The following is a 19,938-nucleotide window of genomic DNA, read 5'->3' as shown; positions in this document are numbered from 1 at the left end:
GTCGGCGAGTTTCACCCCACAGATAAACAACCCTAACCCCATATGCTACCCACTTTTGCCCACGTGGTGAATCTATATGCCTACCACGCTGAATATATAGATTTACCAACAAGACTGAAAGCAACTGAATGCACTACCCCTTGTTCACAGCATATTCCTGCAGGGGATGACATTTTCCGCATTCAGCCGCTATCTCCTTCTATCAAGGCGTTTGCAGACAAAACTGAAACGGCTGAAACCGGATAATAGTGTAAATATTCAATAAGAGAGATTTGAGTCAATCATATCCGGATAATTGGATATTCCTCAATCATTTGTTTATATTTGCAAAGCTAATCAACAATATGTCCATACAACCATTACTAGAGCAATTTAAGGAATTAAAACTGAAAAAGGCTGTGAATTTCGAACTAATGCCCGGAATCTTCGTTTCTCATCACTCCACAGCAATAAAAGGCTCTTCACTCACCGAAGAAGAAAGCCGCCTGTTGATTGTAAATACAAGCAGGCGGAGAAGAAAGGTGGAATGAGATTTATATTCTAAGCAAAGTTTTTTCTGAAAAAAGATCACCCTTAAAGAAGTGAGTCTGATATAAATTCAGTTAAAACTATATCAAACTAACTAAAAGAGGAAAAGAGGAAAGGTTTTAACTTCCCCTAAAAAAGACATGTACATAATGCATGGGGAGGAAGGAAAAACAAGAATATGTAGACAATATCCCATAAAAAAGATAGAAGACTAAGGAGTTGAACGAAAAAATCAAGAGAAAAACTCACGTAAAGTAAAACTTTTCTCTTGATTTATTAGAAAGAGGAACATTTACTGAATATCCCCTTTTAAAGTCACACATTCACGCTATTTTATTTTTAAGGGTTAGTAGTATCACAGAAATATCCCCGATACAATGTGCCATCTTTTGTAAATGAATATACACCCCATATATGTGTGCCATCATTCTTAATGATTTCTAAATTTATGACCTGGTTTTCATAAGTTACAAAATCCCATCCTACATAGTTATAACATGAAAGAGAAGCATCTGTCTTTTTCCCTTCAGTTTTGCCACCGGTAAAAGTAAGCAGGAAATTATAGGAATAATAATCCCATCCATAAGTAATTCGTTCGTTCTCCTCTGTATTTCGGAAATTCACCGACCAGTCCGGATTGACTTGGTTCTTTTCATCCAAATAATAACGACGCGAACTATCGGACAGTATTTTCTCCAACTCTACATCGGTATAAGGATTGGTTGTTGGAGTGATACGGACTTTTAAAGTCGCTGTTAAATCCAAATTATCTGTAACTGTTATCGTTGCCGTAGTTTCAGTCTCTGCATCATCCGGTTGCCCTGTTACAGTAATTGTTCCCGCTTGCGTAATGGAAACAGAAACCTTGTCATTGTCGGATACTGCTCTGTAACCACCATTTCCATTGGTGACTTCTACGGTTATAGTAACCGGCCTTCCAACAGGAGATTTAGCCTCCACTTCAGTTTTATCCAATTCGAGTACATCGGTAAAATATACCGATACAGGCTGTTTTACATAATAACTGTTTTTATCGGAGACAATGATGTAAGTTTTGCCCATACCGACGCCTTCTATCATAATCTTTTCATTTATGATTTCTGCTTTTGCTATATTCTCATTAGCAGAAAAAGCGTTGTAGTCTCCTCCTCCTTGCAAGACCTTGAGTTCCGCCTTATTTTCTTCACCGATTTTAACCATGAGAACCTCCTCACCAATCACTAACTCCGGAGATGCGGGAAGTGATACTTCCAGCTTGTTGTCACTGCTGCATCCTACAAAACAGAGTATCATAGCTACCGGAAATATGATTTTATTTATCATCTTCATATCTATCTTAATTTTAATGTTCTATACTTTTATTATTCCCAGTCTTTGGGATACTTCACTCCATCAAACACAAGTTCGTCATCAAAGAACACTTCTGCAATATCTTGCATGGAAGGAAGTTGTTGATATTCAAAATTACTTCGATAAGGGTCCATAGCAAAGATCATGTGAGTTTTATATCCGTTATTAACCATCCATTGTAAGTGTGTCTTGCTAGCAATGAATCTTCCGGTATATTCTTGCGAGTACACTCCCATATTACTTTTCGGCAAACCGGGAAAGGAAGCCCCCAAATCACTGCTTACGCCATAGTCACGTACCGCATAAGTCACGTATTCGCCCGACTGTATCGTACGCCCGTCCACTTCAATCGCCGGTAGACTGTAAATAGTACTATATGCATATACTATGATGTCTTTTTCGGGCTGAAGTTTATGTACCTCATACGCTAAGCGTGAACAGGCCGAAGCGACCGGTCTGACGAACCCGGGAACTGTCAAATGCAAGTTATAATTATTGTAATCAGCATACTCTTCATCCAAGAAAATGCCGTCTAGATTATAAGCATCACACATCGCCTTGATTTCCAATGCAAACTCCTTGCAAGTTTCTGGTGCAAGATTACATAATCCGGAGCCGTCGTGGTCGGGCATTATCCCCATAATTATTTTCATTCCACGGTCCTTTAGAGGTTTCAGATAATGGTCGTATCCATCGAGCAATGCTTGCACATTGTTATTGTATTTCATCATGACTGCACCCTTTTCCCGGTCGTACTTCATATTACCGGAAAATATAATGAGGAAATCCGTAAGCAGTTTGCCGCTTTTCTTCAATGTAAAGCTGAGATTGTTCAACGGATTCGTATCATTCACTTCCATGCAACTGAGAATTTTCACACCGCTTTCTTTATTGCAATCGGGAATACCGGTGCGATCTGTAACGAAAATGAGACGGGTATTTTCTTCCTGCGCCAAATTCATGTCACCCGAAGTTATGCTTATTCTCAACGGAACAACGTATCGGCTATCGGCATCAAGTGTTCCATCGGATGTGAAAGACATCAACAGTGGAGACGACTTTTGTTTTCCAACTTCTACCTTCATTGTTGGCTCTTGGGGCAGTAAAGTCTGTTCTTTGGGAAACAGTGCATATGAGGACGAATTTTTCGCATTGTATTCTTCGAGCACACTTTCATCATATGCGACAGATACCATGCAATCCGAAGATGACTTTTTCGTCAGATTGAGATACAGTGCTAGTTCACCGGAGGAGTGAAACTCTACTTCGGATTTAAGATGTTTACCTTGACTATCGGTCAAATAACCTAACAGTTCATCGGTCGACTCATATTGGCTTTCGTTGACATCGGCTATTACGACCTCTTCTGCGCAAGAAGAAAGCAGCGAACACCCTAATATCATTATTGCAGCAGTTGTGCAATACATCTTAATTTTATTTATACGTTTCATTGTTTTCATTTTTAAGGCTATGGATTATTTTTTTTTGTTTGGTAACTCAACCGCTTTCCACGTCAGTTCGTTATTGGCTATGAGATTATTTCCATTTGCATGATCAGTGATATTTCCTCCTTGTCCGTCATCAAATTTCCAGTAAGCAACCAATCCGTCAGATGCCGGATCTACATAATAAAAATGATCTTTTTCGCGAATCTCTTCCGGTGTCAAGATACGGTTCCATACGCGACACTCGCTTATATCGCCATCCAAATAACGTGGAGTGTCATATGAATAGCCAATCCAGAAGCCACGTTTATTATCATTCTCTTCTTCTCTTGGATAAGAGACGCCCCAGTTGACCGTTACGCGAGGCCTTTGGTTTCCCACACCTTTCGATTCTCCGTCTACAAACATTTCCGCCTGTCCCGTAACACCGTTGTAAGTAACAGCAACGTGTACCCACTTTCCGGTCTCTATCGTCCAGTTAGGATTGGTCGTGTTTCCAGCGCTCGTTGCAATCTGAAGCTGATTTCCCGGCAATCCCTGATCACTAAAGCGAAGCAGAAACTTGCCTTCCACCCCCATCAAGGTACTGATTTTGTCGTATAATTCATTGGCACGTATCAATGCTTCTACGGTGATGGTACGCAAGTTGTTCAAGACGGAGGCATCGGTAAAGGAGGGCTGTAGCCTTCTTTCTTTGATATCAGCTACAACGTTAATCAAAGCTGCTCCTTTAAATACATAATAACTAGTGCGCGTACTTTCAAGAAGCGACCAATTAGATTCTGCCACAGTGATAGGCAGCACATAAATGAGATTATTGTCCAAAGAGGTCAACTCCTTGAAATGTATGGTAACATCCGTAGAAGTAATGCTTCCCGCATAGATGACAGCTGTTGGTTCGGTCAGTTCATAACATATTTCAGGCAATGCAATAGCCTCATTATAATAGGCGCTGTTATATTGTTCCACCAGCGTAGGGTCAGCTTTATACGTAATATGTATTTCCGTTTCTTCAGGCCGTGGAATGGTTGCCTGGAAAGTTCGACTCATTTCATTCATTCCGGGCTTTAATAAATATGTATCCACTTTCTTTGTTGCATTTCCTGCAATGACCTTACTGCCGAAGTTTTCACTGTCTTCCTGACAGGCTGTCAAGCCAAACGACAGAGACAATATAAGAAAACTAAAAAACGAACTATAATTTTTCATATTAAGACCTCCTTTTATTTTATCGGCGGATTAAGTGAAGAAATCACTTTCCGAGTGTATTTATAATTTTTATCTGTGTAGAAATAATCGTTGGAAACATTGTAAATGCCCACACCCGCTACTTGTTTTCCACTTTGCGGAAGCGCAGCCCATTCGGCCACTTTATCAATAGCCAAGTCAGCACCCAAATATCCTGTCGTTTTATCCGAGGAATCCAATGAAGGAGTCGAGATTATAATTCCTACACGATTTTCGGGCACTTCCTGACCTGTTGCCAGAGAATATTCATAAGTAAGCATATCTCTATTGGTGGCCTCCGTGCCCAATGCGAAAATAATATCGTACTCTTTCAGATACGTTTTTGCATACAGGTTCTGAGGTTTTCCTTTAAAGGCTATTATTTTATCAGAGTTTCTCAAATGCCAGTCGTTAATAATGCCCATAAAAAATGTCTCATTCTGAATGTATTCATTCTTCTCTTCCTCAGTCATATGAGTGCTCACCTTGCCTGTATAACTTACACAGATGCCATCATAGTCGTACTTTTGCGACAGTTTGAGAGCAGTTGATAAAGAATCCATTAAAAATGTTTCAAACTCCTGTGCTACGGGTTCGGCCTCCTGAACAACCTCTTGCTGTCTGTTGTAAGCTACTTTTATAGAATCAAAGTTTATATCATAAATAACTTTTGTTCCTTTTTTAGTCTGCATCTCCGACATTTCGTTCCTTTCCCAATCCGCCAAGTTATCGGGACACTCCAATGCAACCGCATCAATGCTATCCGGAAGAGCTACCAGATGTTGCGCCTGGCTAAATGGTTTCTTTTCGCTATTATCAAACCACACATACACTTTTTTGTGTTCCGCATCGGCTTTGTATTGACATAAGTTCTCCAAGTACTTAGCATATAGTTCAGGATTTTGTTCCTCAATACCGGGTTGTTTGATGCCGATACTTTCTACATCCGTCCAGTCATCACATGAAACAAAAGCACAACTTGCTGCAAAAAGCAATGTTACTATTATATTTGTTTTATTATTCATAATTCACTAGATTTTTATTCTTGAGTTAATCTTGGATTACAATCCCACCATACATGAGTAGACATTTTGTCTGCTCCCTTTAGATATTCCAATGCTTTCGGCATGTTATCCCCATTATTTCTATACTCATCCTGTGGATAAGACAAACGACGTGCAAACTTTCCTTTGACTATATCAGTTCCTAGGTTTTTGTCTACTTCCATTAACTTTGGGTATCCTGTACGGCGAAACTCGGCCCACGACTCTATACCTAACGGGAAGTTGGCAATCCATTTCTGAGTAATAATACGTTCTAGATTTTCTTCATCAAATCCACCGATTTCTTTCCATTTTACTGTAATATCTGAAACAGAACCAGTATAACTGAACGTTTCGGCAGGATCTTTGTATATCTGTGGCACTCTTTGCGAAGTAAGATAACTATCTGTAATATTAACGCCCCATTGTTCAAAAGATAACGTGATGCCTTTCTGATAGTATGATTTAGCATCTCCGCCTTTCATGTCCCAACCTCTCAAAGCTCCTTCTGCTTCCAGAAATGCAACTTCGGCAGCATTCATCCACATTAGTTTAGAGTTCAGAGTTGTTAGCATATTAGAATACGAGTGACTCATTTCTGAATCAGTCAAGACACCAGTACCAATACGAATACCATGATAATCTTTATCAGCAAAAGTGGATTTAGTGAAATATTTCTCCATACGGGGATCTTGATAACCTTTCATATAAGACATTATATCGGCAGCAACCCGATAATCACTGTATTCATAATTTGTTTTATAAAAAGGATTCTCGTTAGGTGTAAACATTGCATTATCATCGTTTGAAGTCATAACTCCTATTTCATGTTTTACGGCTTCTTCAGCTATTGTTTGGGGCGTTTTTCCATCCACGTTATAATTGGTATATACCATACGCATTGCCAAACGTAATTTCAGAGAATTAGCAAACTTTACCCATTTCACCACATTACCGCCATATACTTTATCCGCATCAGGATTAAAAGTATTTGTTTGTTTGGCTGTAAGAATGTTAATAGCATTATCCAAATCTTTAATCATATTGGTGTAAACATCTTGCTGCGAATCAAACGGAGCAGCTAATTTACCATCAGCACCTAATTGAGAATAAGGAATGGGACCGTATGTATCAGTGATCCTATGCAAAGCTGCAACTTTTACAACTTGTGCTACCGCCAAAGGAACTTCATCTGTTGTATTGACTTCTATTTGGCTTAAGCTGGGTAATACTTTGGGAACTATATCATTGTAAAGCACTCCAATCCATGCTTGTGAAGGATTGTATGTAGAAAAACGATTATTCCAGTCATTTGCTTTCGATTCTCCCAAATAACCACCGTATGTACCGCCCAACAAACAGTCAGTATATTGAAGAGTGTTAGGTTCTGCCGGAACAACATAACCTTGCATATTTACTAAAGCCGACCGCCAAATATAGCCATCTGCATTCATTTGGTCTTTGGTTGCTTCGTATGGATTAGTGTTATAATCTATATAATTATTTGTACATGCGGAAATGCCTATTGCACCGCCGACAAGAATTAATTTTATGGTTGATTTCTTTATCATAGCTACTACTATTAAAATTTAAGTCTAACATTGAATCCTAAGTTACGTGAACTTGGCATCATGAAATTATCAATACCTTGATAATAGTTACCGGTTGTAGCCACCGCTTCCGGATCGAATGGAGCCTTGCAGTAGATCATCCATAAGTTACGCCCTACCAATGAAACTGTAATATCCGCTACACCCCATAACTTGTTTTTAGGTATTGTATAACCGATGCTAGCTTCTTGTAAACGTAAGTTTGTTGCACTATAAGTATAATATTGAGGGATACCACTTTCCGAACCTATCACAGAATACCATTTTTGTGCATCAATTATATCACCGCCATTAACAAGTACGCCACCACAGTCACGTGCTGCTGCACTGGCTTCTGATACTCCATAAAGATCAAGAGTAGCTTGTGTAGCAGAATAGACAATGCCACCAATACGTGCGGATAACATAAATCCAAAATTCAGATTCTTCCAACGGAAATCATTTCTCCACGCCATATTGCATTTCGGGAAAACACTGCCTAATTTAATATCTTCAGATTTAAAATTGGCTTTTACATTTCCTTCTGCGTCAACATAAATATTACCTTGGTTGTCACGTAGTAAATCAGCGGTAGAATACATATCTCCTAATGTTCCGCCTTTCTTCAGTACGAATCTGGCTTGTGCAAGTCCACCGACATCCAAACGTTCTTTTGTGATTAACTCACCTGTTTCCGGATGAATATAGTTCTCTAATAAATTAAGTATTTCATTTTTGTTGGCACTAAAAGTAAAGTTAGACGACCAACTGATTTTCTTGTTCCATTCATTCTGATATCCGAGTGATAGTTCTATACCTTTATTTCGTACACTACCTGTTTGTACATACATCGTTGAATATTTTGAAGATACAGAAACCTGAGGATTGAATGTTTGATTATAAGTCTTTGTTGTATATAATCCTAAGTCAAAATTAAAATGTTCCAAGAATCTTGCTGTAATACCAATTTCCCAAGAGTTAGTTTTTTCCGGTTTCAACTCATACAATGGATAATGAGTCTTAGTGATCCATTGTTTGGTTGCATTATCCCATTCGTAAGTGGGGCTTGCCAAGAAACGTGGGAAAGGTAAACCTACTGATGCGAATGAGCCTCTTAATTTTAAATACTGGATCTGTTTGGGCATCGGTAATAATTCAGATAGAATGACGGAACCACCTATTGAGGGATAAAAGAATGCACTTTTTGCAGAATTAGGTCCAGCTAATTGAGAAGGCCAATCGCTACGTCCGGTTAAAGTTAAATAATATGTGCTCTTATAACCCAGTTCAACACTTGCAAAAAGGGACTTGGTTTGTTCTCTGTAGCCACTTTGATTACGTTTTGTCTTGACATCATCCAGTTGAATGATATTGAACATATTGGCAATTCCATCACTACGGATTGGGCCTTCATTAGACATAACATCTTGTTTCATATCAGAGTAAGACGCACCAATGTTGGCTTGCAAAGAAATAATTTCTTTAAATGTCTTATTGACGTTTACCATTACGTCAGCGTATGTCTGTTTATCAAGAGTTCTTGCTAAACCAAAGAAACCATTTTTTGAACCTTCTGTCAGTACATTATGGCTGGTTGCATATAACTTTTTTGTATAATCTGTATTTGCATTATCTACACGCACACGACCGGAAACACTCAGCCAGTCAAGAATCTGATAACTCAGATTAGCACTTAACATATAACGTTCTTTATCGTTCTCACGTAAATTTCGATATGCAATCCAATAAGGGTTTTGCCCTGTATAGCTGGAAAGCATTTCATTGGGCCAATATTGAGTATAGATTTTGCGATTTGTGTCATAACGCTCGTACATCTTATATTCTTCCCAGTCATTTCCACGTGGAAACAGATAAGCAGTAACCAATGGGTTTGAATAAGTACCTTGGTTGACCATATTCTTATCATTCTGCTTGATATAACTAGCACTCACATCCAATATCATTTTATCTTTCAAGAAAGAAGTAGTATTGCGGAATGTGAAATTATAGCGGTTATAGTCATTGTTGGGGACCATGCCTTTTGAATTCACAACACTGGAAGAAAAATAAGTCTGATTTTTATCTGTACCAGCTGAAAGTGCAACACTTTCGGTCGTAACAACACCTGTTCTGAGGAAGTCACTTGCCGGATCATACCCCATGTAATTGCTGTTGTTTAATAGATGTCCCCAGCTAAGGTCACCAGTTGTTGCTCCTGTTGACAAATTACCTGTACCATAGCGGTTTTGGAATTCCGGCATTCTGAACGGACGGATAAATTCCGTATTTTGTGTAACAGTCAAACTAACACGTCCTTCTTTACCTTTCTTTGTGGTAATAACGATAGCACCATTAGCTGCCTGGCTACCATACAAAGCTGCCGCTGCTGCACCAGTCAATACGGACATGGATTCAATATCTTCTGGATTTATATCAGCAATAGCTTCTGTGGAACCTTTTGAGTCGAATACTTGTCCGCCTTCTCCACTTAAATTGTACATTGGAATACCATCTATTACATAAAGTGCATTACTGGATTGCTCTATACTTTTTGCACCACGCATCACCACTTTGCTGGCACCACCTACGCCTGATGAACTGGAATTGATCGTAACTCCGGCAACTTTACCGGAAAGTGCGTTAATGAAGTTAGCGTCCTTGTTAGTTAGAAGGTCATCACTTTTTACTTCCTGAACGTTATAACTCAGAGCTTTTGTCGCTCTTTTGATACCTAGGGCAGTGACAACTACTTCATCAATAACTTGTGTATCATCCATTAATGTTATATTTATAGAAGACTGACCTTTCAAGGGAACTTCTTGTGTCTTATATCCAATATAAGAATACACAATCACAGGATTAGCACTCTTGGTTACTATTTTATAGTTACCATCTAAATCTGTTATAGCTCCATCAGTTGTTCCTTTTACTAGAATACTGACTCCGATTAAAGGTTCGCCTTTGGAATCTATAACTTGTCCTGTTATAGTCTGTTCTTTACCAACTTGCTGTTGGTTACCACTTGATGCTTCTTTTTCTGATAGATAAATAATATTATCTTCTATCTTATAAGAAATATTTTTATTCTTTAGAAGCGTACTCAGTATTTGTTCCAATGAAGCATCTTTTACATTTAAAGGATCAACTGTGATTGTCGATAGTTTGTCGTTATAAAAGAATTGATACTTTGATTGGGACTGAATTTGTTTTATTACACTCCCTAAAGTTGTACGGTGAGTTGATAGGGTCAACTGTGCTGTAGCCCACTGCAAGGGAACTACCATGAACAAAAGAATCAGTAAAGCTCGAAATAGATTCGACTTTCGAAGCGAATGTTTGCTTTCCATACTTTTAATTTAGCGGTTATACTTTTATTAAACTCTAAAAAGGAGAATGTCGACTTTCTCCTCCCTTTTGCTAATAAAACAACGCTAATATAATAAACACTTAGTCTAGTTTCTCTTTTTTTCTGAGAAAAATGAAAATAATCTAATACCTTCCTGAATATCTTGCTATTAGATTCTACCAAGTACTTGGAGAACTTAGTAGTAAGTCAACCCCTATAAACAAAAAACTATTTTATACTATAATAATATGAAAAAGATATTCAAATATACACTTCCTGTACTCATCGCCTGCCCGATGATGCTGGCAGCATGTTCGGAATGGACGGAATCGGAAAGCATTACTCTCCGTTACCCTTCCATCGAAGAGCAGAATCCGGAACTATACGCTCAATACCTGAAATCACTCAACAACTTCAAGACCAGTGAACATTCCATTGTCATAGTTTCCATGAACAACCTTAGCACGCCCCCTGCCAATCAGAGCCAACACCTCACGGCACTACCCGATAGCGTAGATTATATCTGCCTGAATAACATCTTCGACGTGAATAAGATGCATATCACTGAAATGGATAAAGTCCGCAAAAAAGGAACAAAAGTATTAGGGCTGATCAACTTTGACGCCATCGAAAGCACTTGGCAAGCCATTCTTGAAAAAGAGGCAGAAGATGCCTCCAACACGGAAACTTCAGAGAAAGAAAACGAACTAGAGAGCGAAGATGAAACACCAGATGAAGATCCAGCTATTGCCGATGCACGACGTTTCATCGAATACTGCAAAAAAGAAACAGCCAGGCAATTGGATGCCATCAATGCACTGGGAACAGACGGTATAGTGATTAACTTCACCGGCTTCGACCTCAACTCCCTGTTGCAAGATGAAGAAAAGACAGCTGCCGAAACAGCACGCCAAGGTGCATTCTTCAATCTGCTGGCAGAGTGGAAAGTCGCTCATGCGGACAAAGAACTCATCTTCAAAGGAAGTCCGCAGAACGTCATCGGTAAAGAGATATTGGTAGAAAGCAAGTATATCATTGTCAACGCCCACAGTGCCAAAAATCTCTACGAAATGTCTTATCTCGTACTGATGGCATCTGCCAAAGGCGTACCGACCGACCGCTTTATTATGGGAGTAACCACTCCATATCTCAGCAACATGGGTGACCAATATGGTATGGTGAATGGGAAATCTGCCATCGTTGCCGCTGCCGAATGGACGCTGCAAGAAGTAACCGATTATATAAAAGCCGGAATCTCTGTGGATGGAGTAGAGCAGGATTATTTTTATTTCAATCCTGCAAAAGTATACCCCAACGTCAGAGAAGCAATTAATATCCTTAGTCCAACCGCTAAATAAAAAACAAGTTATGAAACTGAATAAATTAATAATGATGATGTTCATCGCTTTCTCCATCACCTTGACCGGATGTCAGAGTAATGAAGACGAACAGCATTACGACAACAAACTTTTCCTTTCCACAACAGCCTTCACTCAGGAAATCCTGTTCAAAGCAGGAGACACCAATATAGTAAAAGAGCTTTCGGTGAAAATAGCCAAACCGGAAGCACATGATATCAAAGTAACAATGGCACCGGCACCGGAATTACTGGATACCTACCGGAGTGCATATTACGACGACGCAGCCATACTACTTCCCGAAACACATTATGTAATGGAAGAGAACAAAGTGACCATTAAAGCCGGTGCTGTTTCCAGCAACATACTACCTATTCAATTTATCAATACAGGAGAACTGGACGCAGACCTTACTTATGTATTGCCCGTCACCATCCACTCTGTCGAAGGAATCGAAGTACTGCAAAGCGCTAAGAATTATTACTATGTGTTTCATGGAGCCTCACTTATCAACGTAGTGTGCAACCTAAACGAAAATCGTGCCTATCCGGACTTCAACAATGATACAAGATTCAATAATATGAAAGAAAATACACTGGAGCTACTCTTTAAAGCCTCTCAACTCAAAAATGAGATAAGCACACTGATGGGCATCGAAGGCGAGTATCTACTTCGTATCGGCGACGCAGGCGTACCTTCCAACCAGCTTCAACTCGCTACCTCTAACGGCAATCTTACCAATTCCGACTTACAGTTTGACGGCAACAAATGGTATCACGTGGCTGTCACCTTCAAGGAAGGAGAGGCAAAGATATATATTGACGGAATAGAAAAAGCCTCAAAAAATTTCTCAAGATTGAAGACAGTCAGCTTAGGAACCAAACATTCGGACGAAAGCGGTGGACAAGCACGCTGTTTCTGGATTGGATATTCTTACAATGAACAACGTTTCTTCAACGGTTCAGTAGCTGAAGTGCGTATTTGGAACCGTGCTCTTACAGCCGAAGAAATTCAAGCTGTCAACCATTTCTATACAGCAGATCCTGCCTCGGAAGGCTTGATAGCATACTGGAAATTTGATGAAGGCGAAGAACAAACAGTGAAAGACCACAGCGCAAGCGGGTATAACTTGACCATCGAGAATCTTCCAAAATGGGAATTCGTTACCTTACCCGAAAAATAACCTGTTACCTCTTTACAAATAATCTTTTAACAGAATATGAATATGATAAACCACATTAAATATGCTTTTTTGCCATTGGCAGTATTTACCGCAGGGCTTTTTACATCCTGTGATGAAGAACTTGAATTTACAGCAGATGAAAGCGCTTTTCTTTCTGCCACACAAATCAACGGTATGTTGCTTGATGCAGCCACTAACAAGAATAACTCAATAGTGGAACTGCGCAATGACGAACAATCAACTGATATTGTATTCCGTCTTTCTAAACAACCGAAAACGGGAGTAGATGTAACGATTACCGTAGACGAATCCTATGTAACCACCTACAATGCCATCCACAATACGGATTTCGAAATGTTTCCTGCAGAAAATGTAACAATCACCAACAACGGTGCTTGTCTGCTCGCACCGGATGACACGACAACTCCCGGTCTGAAAGTAACACTTACTGCTTTTGAAGGCATGGAAGAAGATAAAACGTACATCGTCCCATTGTCTGCAACTTCACCGACCAAAAGTATCTCATTTTCCGAAATGTCCAAACATATGGTATTGTTAGTACAGGATTGTCGTCATAAAGCCAATCATGACAAAGGAGAAGATGCTGTAAAAACCGTAATTTACTTTGAAGTGAATGAGGCAAATCCTCTTAATGCATTAGAATTCAAAACAGCCAGTGGCAAATATTTCTTTGATGACGTAGTTCTTTTTGCAGCCAATATAAACTGGGATGCCAAAAAACAACGAGTATATATATCTAACAACGATAATGTACAATTCCTACTCGACCACAATGATGAGTATCTCCAACCACTCCGCAAAGCTGGCATGAGGGTTATCATCAGCATCCTGGGAAATCATGATCAAGCAGGCGTAGCCCAACTTTCTGAAATGGGAGCCAAAGAGTTTGCCCGTGAAATAGCCGCTTATTGTCGTGGATATAACTTGGACGGTGTAGCCTTTGACGATGAATATTCGAATGATCCGGTGCTTTCCAATCCTTGGCTGGCGGAACAGTCTGTAGAAGCTGGTTCCCGCTTAATGTATGAATGTAAGAAAGCTATGCCGGAAAAGATTGTATCACTATATAGTTTGGGAAGTTTATATGCCGATGAACTAAAAATTATCGATGGAGTAGAACCCGGACAATATTGCGACTATTCCGTAGCAGATTATGGAAGATCAGAAGATCCGGGCATAGGCATGACATTGAAACAATGTGCAGGTATGTCTATTGAGCTCTTTCGGGATAGAGGAGATACAAGTACCAGCACTGCACGTTCCAAAAAGAATAAAGGATATGGTTACTATATGTTTTTCTCTCCCACTCCTCCCAAATATATTTCGGACGAAGAGGGAAAAGACCAGCTAAAATATTGCGAAAATGTTTGCTTAGGATTGTATGACGAGAGCCTTATACGTCCAAGTTATTATTATCCCAAAAACAGTACTGTTCGTACGGAACGCTAATATATAACTCTTTTAACGCTTAAATAAAATACATAAAATGAATCTATTAAAAAGAATATCGATAGTATTGTCAGCAACCCTCTTTCTGTGGGGTTGCTCTGATAGCGACGAACCGGTAAATGAAATGAATGACTCGCTTTCATTATCAACAAATGAAATAAAAATAAACGGTTTAGGAGGCGAAGTTGCCGTAACCGTCACAAGTTCGGACGACTGGAGATTAGCAGGCACATACGACTGGGCACATCCATCAGCTACATCAGGAAAAAGTGGAGACGAAGTTACATTCACCATTGATCCCAACTCGTTGGATGAAATCCGCACTGCAACTTTCAAATTCTTCGTTGGTTCTACAGTAGTCCCCCTGCAAGTGGAATGTCCCCCAGTATATGCTGTAGACTTACTAACCGACCAAAAAATCGATTTGCCCCGAAAGAAAAGTGATGTGTCTATCAAGTTTGAAAGTAATGTTTCCGATTTTACCATTACTTACAGCGATGACAGCAAGGAGTGGCTGACATTAGAAAAACAAAGCGAATTTATCGGTAAAACAACACTATTGTTCTCCGTTGCCGAAAACGAGACATACAAAATCCGTTCAGCCGACGTTACTTTGGAAAGTCCGCTTCTTGACGAACCGATAGTAGTAAATATCACACAAGCCTGTGTACCTTACTTTACAATCACCCCGTCAGAGACATCGCAGAAATATGATTTATCGGAACAAACTATTTCCTTCACGGTAGAAAGTAATCTTGAGTATACGCCTTCAGTTGTAAGCGGCGCAGAATGGATTACTAATCAAACGATTTCCAAGCAGCAAACAGATGACAGAGGTATAACAACCAGCACATTATCCTACAAACTTTTGGCTGCTTCAAATGCTAGAGTCGGTTCTGTCCGTGTGGAAAACAGTTTGAAAAATGCAGAAATCAGCATCATCCAAGCAGATCCGAATACACCAGTTGCATCTATTTCAAACTGGGTTATCGCAGAATATGCCGAAACAAACGGATGGCTAGTGAGATTAGCCGACAATGAATACATCATTACAGAAGACGGAATGAAGGCAACCGAATTTACCTGTACAAAAACGGTAAATGACCTCAACGGATTGGAATATTTCCCCAACCTGACTACCATACAGATAAAAGGTAGCAGTGATTTAGAAAAAGTAGACATATCCAAGTTGCATAAAGTAACGTTACTGACAATTACAAATACTGCCACTATTTATATGAAAGAATTCAATTTTGGAGATAATCCGATCACTTCATTTGATTTATTATCCGCCAGATATTTCGGTTCCGGTTGTGAGGATTTAGTGTTTATCAGTGACAATCTCCAAGCAATCAACATGAAAGTACAACGTCCAGGTAGCGATTATGTCGAACGCATTGACCTGACTCAATGTCCGGTATTGCACACTTTCAAATTTAATGGAGAATATGTAGAGACTCTTTACTTAAAACCTGACCAAACTATCCCAAACTTGGAACTTGCTACCGAATACAAAATTGAACGTAAATGATGTAACGAACAGTTTTCAATAGGTATGAGTCATTAATAAGTGATTAAAATATCGCCAAGAGAGACATTATAAAAGTCTTTATGAATAGAAAAGAAAACAGCAATAGTAAAGTCCGAAACTTGATTATTGCTGTTTTCATATTTCAATTACTATGATATTTATACACATACTACAACCAATACTCAAATGCCGGGTCCTGAATTTCAATTACATTCCCAGAAGTATATCAATTAAATCTTTCTCCAATGTTGCCTTACGCAATTTTTTGATATTGGCAGATGTCCCCAGTTTATATTTATCCAACACTTCTATAGAAGACTATGCGACCATAAAAAAAGAATTTCCATATTATACTTATTTATCCAAGGCAACTATTCCACCTGCTCCTTCGGATAATTCACCAAATACAAAGTCTTCGTCGCACGTGTGAACGCCGTATACAACCAACGGAAATAATCGGGAGTCAGATACTCGTCCGTCATATATCCCTGGTCCAAGAATACATTCTGCCACTGTCCGCCCTGTGCTTTATGGCAAGTCACCGCATAGGCATACTTTACTTGTAACGCATTATAATACGGGTCAGCTTTCATCTTCTTCATCCGGTCACGCTTATTGGGAATATCTATATAGTCTTCCAGTACCGTATAGAACAATCGGTCATTATCCGCTTTCGGCAATGCAGGAGAGTCTGAATGCAAAGTATCCAACAACAAATTAGCATCCAGCTCAAAATCATTCTGGTCGGGAAACCGGAGGGTGACTTCTGCAAAACGGAAGCCGTACATTTCGCAGGTACGACGGACACGACGGACAATAGCAATTTCACCATTGGCAATGAAGTCCATTTCTTTATATTTCTCTGTCCAGTAATAGTTGTTCTTGGCAACCATCAACATATCTCCTGTATTCAATTCATCTTCCCGCCAAAGAATCTGAGCACGTATTCCGTTATTATATAGGTTCGCGCGTTTATTAGAACGGCAAATAACAATCGTTTCGTCCATTCCGTCATGGTCATAGCAATTGTTCAGTTCGTCAATCAATTCCGTGCCCGGCACTACCTTTATGTCGGGAAAACCTGTCACCTTTATCTTAGGCAAAGAGTAACATTCATCTTCCACAATCAATTGCCTCAACTGTGTAGCATTCCACAAAATACCGGACTCTTGTACTTGGCGGACTACCTGAGTCAAATCGACCTCACGTACTTCAAGCCCATAACCTTTCAACGCATCGGTAAAAAGCGCCGGACTCAACTCCTCTCCTACAGGGGGAAGCTGTGCCGTATCTCCCATCAACAGAAGACGGCATCCTTGCCCCGAATATACGAATTGTACCAAGTCATCCAACAAACGTCCTGTGCCGAATACACTACCGGACAGCCCCTCATTTGAAATCATGGAAGCTTCATCAACAATGAACAATGTATTTGTAGACAGATTGTCATTGATTGAAAAATTACTCAACTCATTGGAGAAGGACTGTTGTCTGTATATTTTCTTATGGATAGTAAAAGCCGAATGTCCCGCATATGCCGAAAAAACTTTCGCCGCACGACCTGTCGGAGCCAACAAAACTGATTTTTGCTGCAACTGGTCCATCGTTTTCACCAAGGCACCTACAAGAGATGTTTTACCTGTACCGGCGTAACCTCTGAGGATAAAAACTTCGTCCACCGAAGTGGACAAAAGAAACTCTGAAAGAGATTTTACAGCAATTTCCTGCTCTAAAGTTGGTTGGTAAGGAAAATTTTCCTTAATTTGCCTTTCTAAATAGTTATTTATCATTTTTGTACGAGAAAAAAGTTCCCTGAACTATCGTATTTAAATTTATTTATTCTATTTTTGCGATGCGAATATAACAACTAAAAACATAATTTATCATGAAAACAGTATTTAATATTGTATTAGTGCTCTGTGCTGCCGCATTGGTTTATATCTGCTACAACAGCATTATGGGTCCTATCAATTTTGAAAACGCAAAAAAAGACAGAGAAAAAGCAGTCATTGCCCGTTTGATTGACATCCGTAAAGCACAGCAGGAATACCGCACGCTTCACCACGGAATGTACACAGACAAATTTGACTCACTGATTGATTTCGTTAAAAATCAAAAGTTGCCGTTCGTTATGAAAATGGGACAGTTGACAGACAAGCAACTGGAAGAGGGTTTGACAGAAAAGAAAGCTATGTCTATCATCAACAAAGCGAAGAAGACAGGCAAATATGACGAAGTTAAGAAATGGGGACTTGAAAACTTCAAACGCGACACCATGTGGGTAGCCGTTATGGATACTATTTTCCCGAAAGGATTCAATGCAGACTCTATGAGATACATTCCTTACGGAGGCGGTGCACAGTTCGAAATGAATGTTAAGAACGATACTGCTAAGTCTGGTGCTCCTGTATTCCTGTTCGAAGTAAAAGCTCCGTACGAAACTTATTTGGGCGGACTTGACAAACAAGAAATCATTAACTTAAAAGATGTTCAGAACAAATTGGGTAGATACTGCGGTTTGATGGTAGGTTCTATCGACACTCCGAACAATGGTGCTGGTAACTGGGAATAATGATTGATTTTACTAAATCAAAACAATATACTTTATCCATCCGTCTTAGTACGGATGGATTTTCTTTTTCTATCTATAACCCGATTCACGACGACTCTCTGTCAATCATAGAGAAAGAGATAGAATCTTCTCTATCCCTCACTGCCAACCTGAAAACAGTTTTCCACGAATCGGACTTCTTAAGCCATCCCTACAAACGAGTGAATATCATGATGGCAGGCAAACGTTTTACGATTGTCCCATTAGATTTGTTTGAAGAGGAACAGGCGGAGCTTTTATTTTATCACAATCACCAGAAACGGGAGAACGAAACGGTGGCTTACAATATTCTACAGAAGAATAATGTGGCGGTCATCTTTAGTATAGACAAAAGTGCCTGCACTTTTCTAAAGGAGCAGTATCCCGAAGCTCGTTTTTACTCCCAATCCACCCCGCTCATTGACTATTTCTCTGTCAAAAGTAGATTGGGAAACAGCAAAAAGATGTACGCTTCCGTACGTCAAGAAGGAATCGACATCTATTGTTTCGAACGAGGACATCTCCTTCTTGCCAACTCCTTTGAATGTACGCATACAGAAGACCGTATCTACTATCTGCTGTATGCTTGGAAGCAACTGGAATTCAATCAGGAACGGGATGAACTGCACCTCACCGGAACGCTCCCGGACAAAGAAATCCTGATGAACGAACTGAAAAAGTTTATCTTGCAGGTATTCATTATGAATCCTGCTACTAATATTGACATGCAAGCCTTATTAACATGCGAGTAATCAGCGGTATATACAAACGAAGAAGATTTGACGTGCCACGAACATTTAAAGCACGCCCCACAACAGATTTCGCCAAAGAGAATCTGTTTAACGTACTCAATAACTATATTGATTTTGAAGAAGGAATAACTGCACTTGACTTGTTTGCCGGAACCGGAAGTATAAGTATCGAACTCGTTTCCCGGGGATGCGACCGCGTTATCAGTATTGAGAAAGAGCCTGCTCACCACTCATTCATCACAAAAATCATGAAAGAGGTGCAGACAGACAAATGCCTGCCGATACGGGGAGATGTATTCAAGTTTATCAAGAGCAGCCATGAACAGTTCGATTTTATCTTTGCTGATCCGCCTTATGCGTTAAAGGAACTGGAAACAATACCCGAGCTTATCTTTCAAAACAACCTTCTCAAAGAAGGAGGATTGTTTGTACTGGAACACGGAAAAGATAATAACTTCGAAGAGAATCCGCACTTCATCGAAAGAAGAGTGTATGGAAGTGTAAACTTCTCCCTTTTCCGATAAGC

16 protein-coding genes and 1 pseudogene are annotated in these 19,938 nt (G+C 39.6%); 9 read left to right on the top strand and 8 right to left on the bottom strand.

Annotated features, from left to right (window positions below):
• Window positions 1-42: 42 nt before the first annotated feature.
• Window positions 43-246 carry a hypothetical protein gene (locus CLIN57ABFB40_RS16775; protein WP_175631133.1) on the top strand — a complete coding sequence of 68 codons (204 nt, stop codon included), beginning with the start codon at window positions 43-45 and terminating at the stop codon, window positions 244-246.
• Window positions 247-398: 152 nt separating this feature from the next.
• A complete protein-coding gene (locus tag CLIN57ABFB40_RS20475) occupies window positions 399-530 on the top strand; it encodes a hypothetical protein (RefSeq protein WP_262886969.1) in 132 nt (43 codons plus the stop codon).
• A gap of 337 nt (window positions 531-867) precedes the next feature.
• On the opposite strand, the gene CLIN57ABFB40_RS16770 is transcribed toward CLIN57ABFB40_RS20475, so the two are convergent.
• Genes CLIN57ABFB40_RS16770 through CLIN57ABFB40_RS16745 form a run of 6 tightly spaced genes read right to left on the bottom strand, consistent with a single transcriptional unit; the run spans window position 868 to window position 10,529 of the window.
• The gene (locus CLIN57ABFB40_RS16770) at window positions 868-1,857 is read right to left on the bottom strand and encodes a hypothetical protein (RefSeq protein WP_175631132.1); all 990 of its coding nucleotides are present in this window, start codon (window positions 1,855-1,857) and stop codon (window positions 868-870) included.
• Between the two features lie 32 nt (window positions 1,858-1,889).
• The gene (locus CLIN57ABFB40_RS16765) at window positions 1,890-3,329 is read right to left on the bottom strand and encodes a BT_3987 domain-containing protein (RefSeq protein ID WP_254871798.1); all 1,440 of its coding nucleotides are present in this window, start codon (window positions 3,327-3,329) and stop codon (window positions 1,890-1,892) included.
• A 24-nt stretch (window positions 3,330-3,353) separates the two neighbouring features.
• Window positions 3,354-4,532: a DUF1735 and LamG domain-containing protein gene (locus CLIN57ABFB40_RS16760; protein WP_175631130.1), complete on the bottom strand. Its 1,179-nt coding sequence runs from the start codon at window positions 4,530-4,532 to the stop codon at window positions 3,354-3,356.
• Between the two features lie 14 nt (window positions 4,533-4,546).
• On the bottom strand, window positions 4,547-5,575 hold the full coding sequence (locus CLIN57ABFB40_RS16755; protein WP_175631129.1) for a glycoside hydrolase family 18: 1,029 nt from the start codon (window positions 5,573-5,575) through the stop codon (window positions 4,547-4,549).
• A gap of 14 nt (window positions 5,576-5,589) precedes the next feature.
• Window positions 5,590-7,164, bottom strand: a complete 1,575-nt coding sequence (locus tag CLIN57ABFB40_RS16750; protein WP_175631128.1) for a SusD/RagB family nutrient-binding outer membrane lipoprotein — start codon at window positions 7,162-7,164, stop codon at window positions 5,590-5,592.
• 11 nt (window positions 7,165-7,175) lie between these two features.
• Window positions 7,176-10,529, bottom strand: coding sequence for a SusC/RagA family TonB-linked outer membrane protein (locus CLIN57ABFB40_RS16745; RefSeq protein WP_175631127.1), 3,354 nt, complete (start codon window positions 10,527-10,529; stop codon window positions 7,176-7,178).
• Window positions 10,530-10,776: 247 nt separating this feature from the next.
• On the opposite strand from CLIN57ABFB40_RS16745, the gene CLIN57ABFB40_RS16740 reads away from it, so the two are divergent.
• From CLIN57ABFB40_RS16740 to CLIN57ABFB40_RS16725, 4 genes are read left to right on the top strand one after another with little or no spacing between them, the layout of a single operon-like run.
• Window positions 10,777-11,886, top strand: coding sequence for a glycoside hydrolase family 18 (locus CLIN57ABFB40_RS16740; RefSeq protein ID WP_175631126.1), 1,110 nt, complete (start codon window positions 10,777-10,779; stop codon window positions 11,884-11,886).
• A 10-nt stretch (window positions 11,887-11,896) separates the two neighbouring features.
• Window positions 11,897-13,069 carry a DUF1735 and LamG domain-containing protein gene (locus tag CLIN57ABFB40_RS16735; RefSeq protein WP_175631125.1) on the top strand — a complete coding sequence of 391 codons (1,173 nt, stop codon included), beginning with the start codon at window positions 11,897-11,899 and terminating at the stop codon, window positions 13,067-13,069.
• Between the two features lie 42 nt (window positions 13,070-13,111).
• Window positions 13,112-14,539 carry a BT_3987 domain-containing protein gene (locus CLIN57ABFB40_RS16730; protein WP_175631124.1) on the top strand — a complete coding sequence of 476 codons (1,428 nt, stop codon included), beginning with the start codon at window positions 13,112-13,114 and terminating at the stop codon, window positions 14,537-14,539.
• A gap of 37 nt (window positions 14,540-14,576) precedes the next feature.
• Entirely contained in the window at window positions 14,577-16,070 is a 1,494-nt protein-coding gene (locus tag CLIN57ABFB40_RS16725) for a BACON domain-containing protein (protein ID WP_175631123.1), read from the top strand.
• Between the two features lie 169 nt (window positions 16,071-16,239).
• On the opposite strand, the pseudogene CLIN57ABFB40_RS20370 reads toward CLIN57ABFB40_RS16725, so the two are convergent.
• Both CLIN57ABFB40_RS20370 and CLIN57ABFB40_RS16720 read right to left on the bottom strand, forming a co-directional pair.
• Window positions 16,240-16,388: pseudogene (locus tag CLIN57ABFB40_RS20370) on the bottom strand (ATPase); the annotation flags it as partial.
• Window positions 16,389-16,441: 53 nt separating this feature from the next.
• Window positions 16,442-17,860 (bottom strand): ATP-dependent RecD-like DNA helicase, encoded by a 1,419-nt coding sequence (locus CLIN57ABFB40_RS16720; RefSeq protein WP_175631122.1) that lies wholly within the window; start codon window positions 17,858-17,860, stop codon window positions 16,442-16,444.
• A gap of 95 nt (window positions 17,861-17,955) precedes the next feature.
• On the opposite strand from CLIN57ABFB40_RS16720, the gene CLIN57ABFB40_RS16715 reads away from it, so the two are divergent.
• The 3 genes from CLIN57ABFB40_RS16715 to CLIN57ABFB40_RS16705 are packed head-to-tail and all read left to right on the top strand — an operon-like array spanning window position 17,956 to window position 19,936.
• On the top strand, window positions 17,956-18,642 hold the full coding sequence (locus CLIN57ABFB40_RS16715) for a hypothetical protein (protein ID WP_175631121.1): 687 nt from the start codon (window positions 17,956-17,958) through the stop codon (window positions 18,640-18,642).
• Complete coding sequence (locus CLIN57ABFB40_RS16710) at window positions 18,642-19,412, top strand: DUF3822 family protein (protein WP_175631120.1); 771 nt, start codon at window positions 18,642-18,644, stop codon at window positions 19,410-19,412. The genes CLIN57ABFB40_RS16715 and CLIN57ABFB40_RS16710 overlap by 1 nt, the downstream gene beginning before the upstream one ends.
• Entirely contained in the window at window positions 19,403-19,936 is a 534-nt protein-coding gene (locus CLIN57ABFB40_RS16705) for an RsmD family RNA methyltransferase (RefSeq protein WP_175631119.1), read from the top strand. The genes CLIN57ABFB40_RS16710 and CLIN57ABFB40_RS16705 overlap by 10 nt, the downstream gene beginning before the upstream one ends.
• Window positions 19,937-19,938 lie beyond the last annotated feature (2 nt).

Origin of the sequence: Bacteroides acidifaciens (genome assembly GCF_903181435.1) — a bacterium.
Taxonomy (GTDB): Bacteria; Bacteroidota; Bacteroidia; order Bacteroidales; family Bacteroidaceae; genus Bacteroides.
The sequence above is the reverse complement of the archived record's forward strand: the minus strand, read 5'-3'. Positions and strand labels throughout refer to the sequence as shown.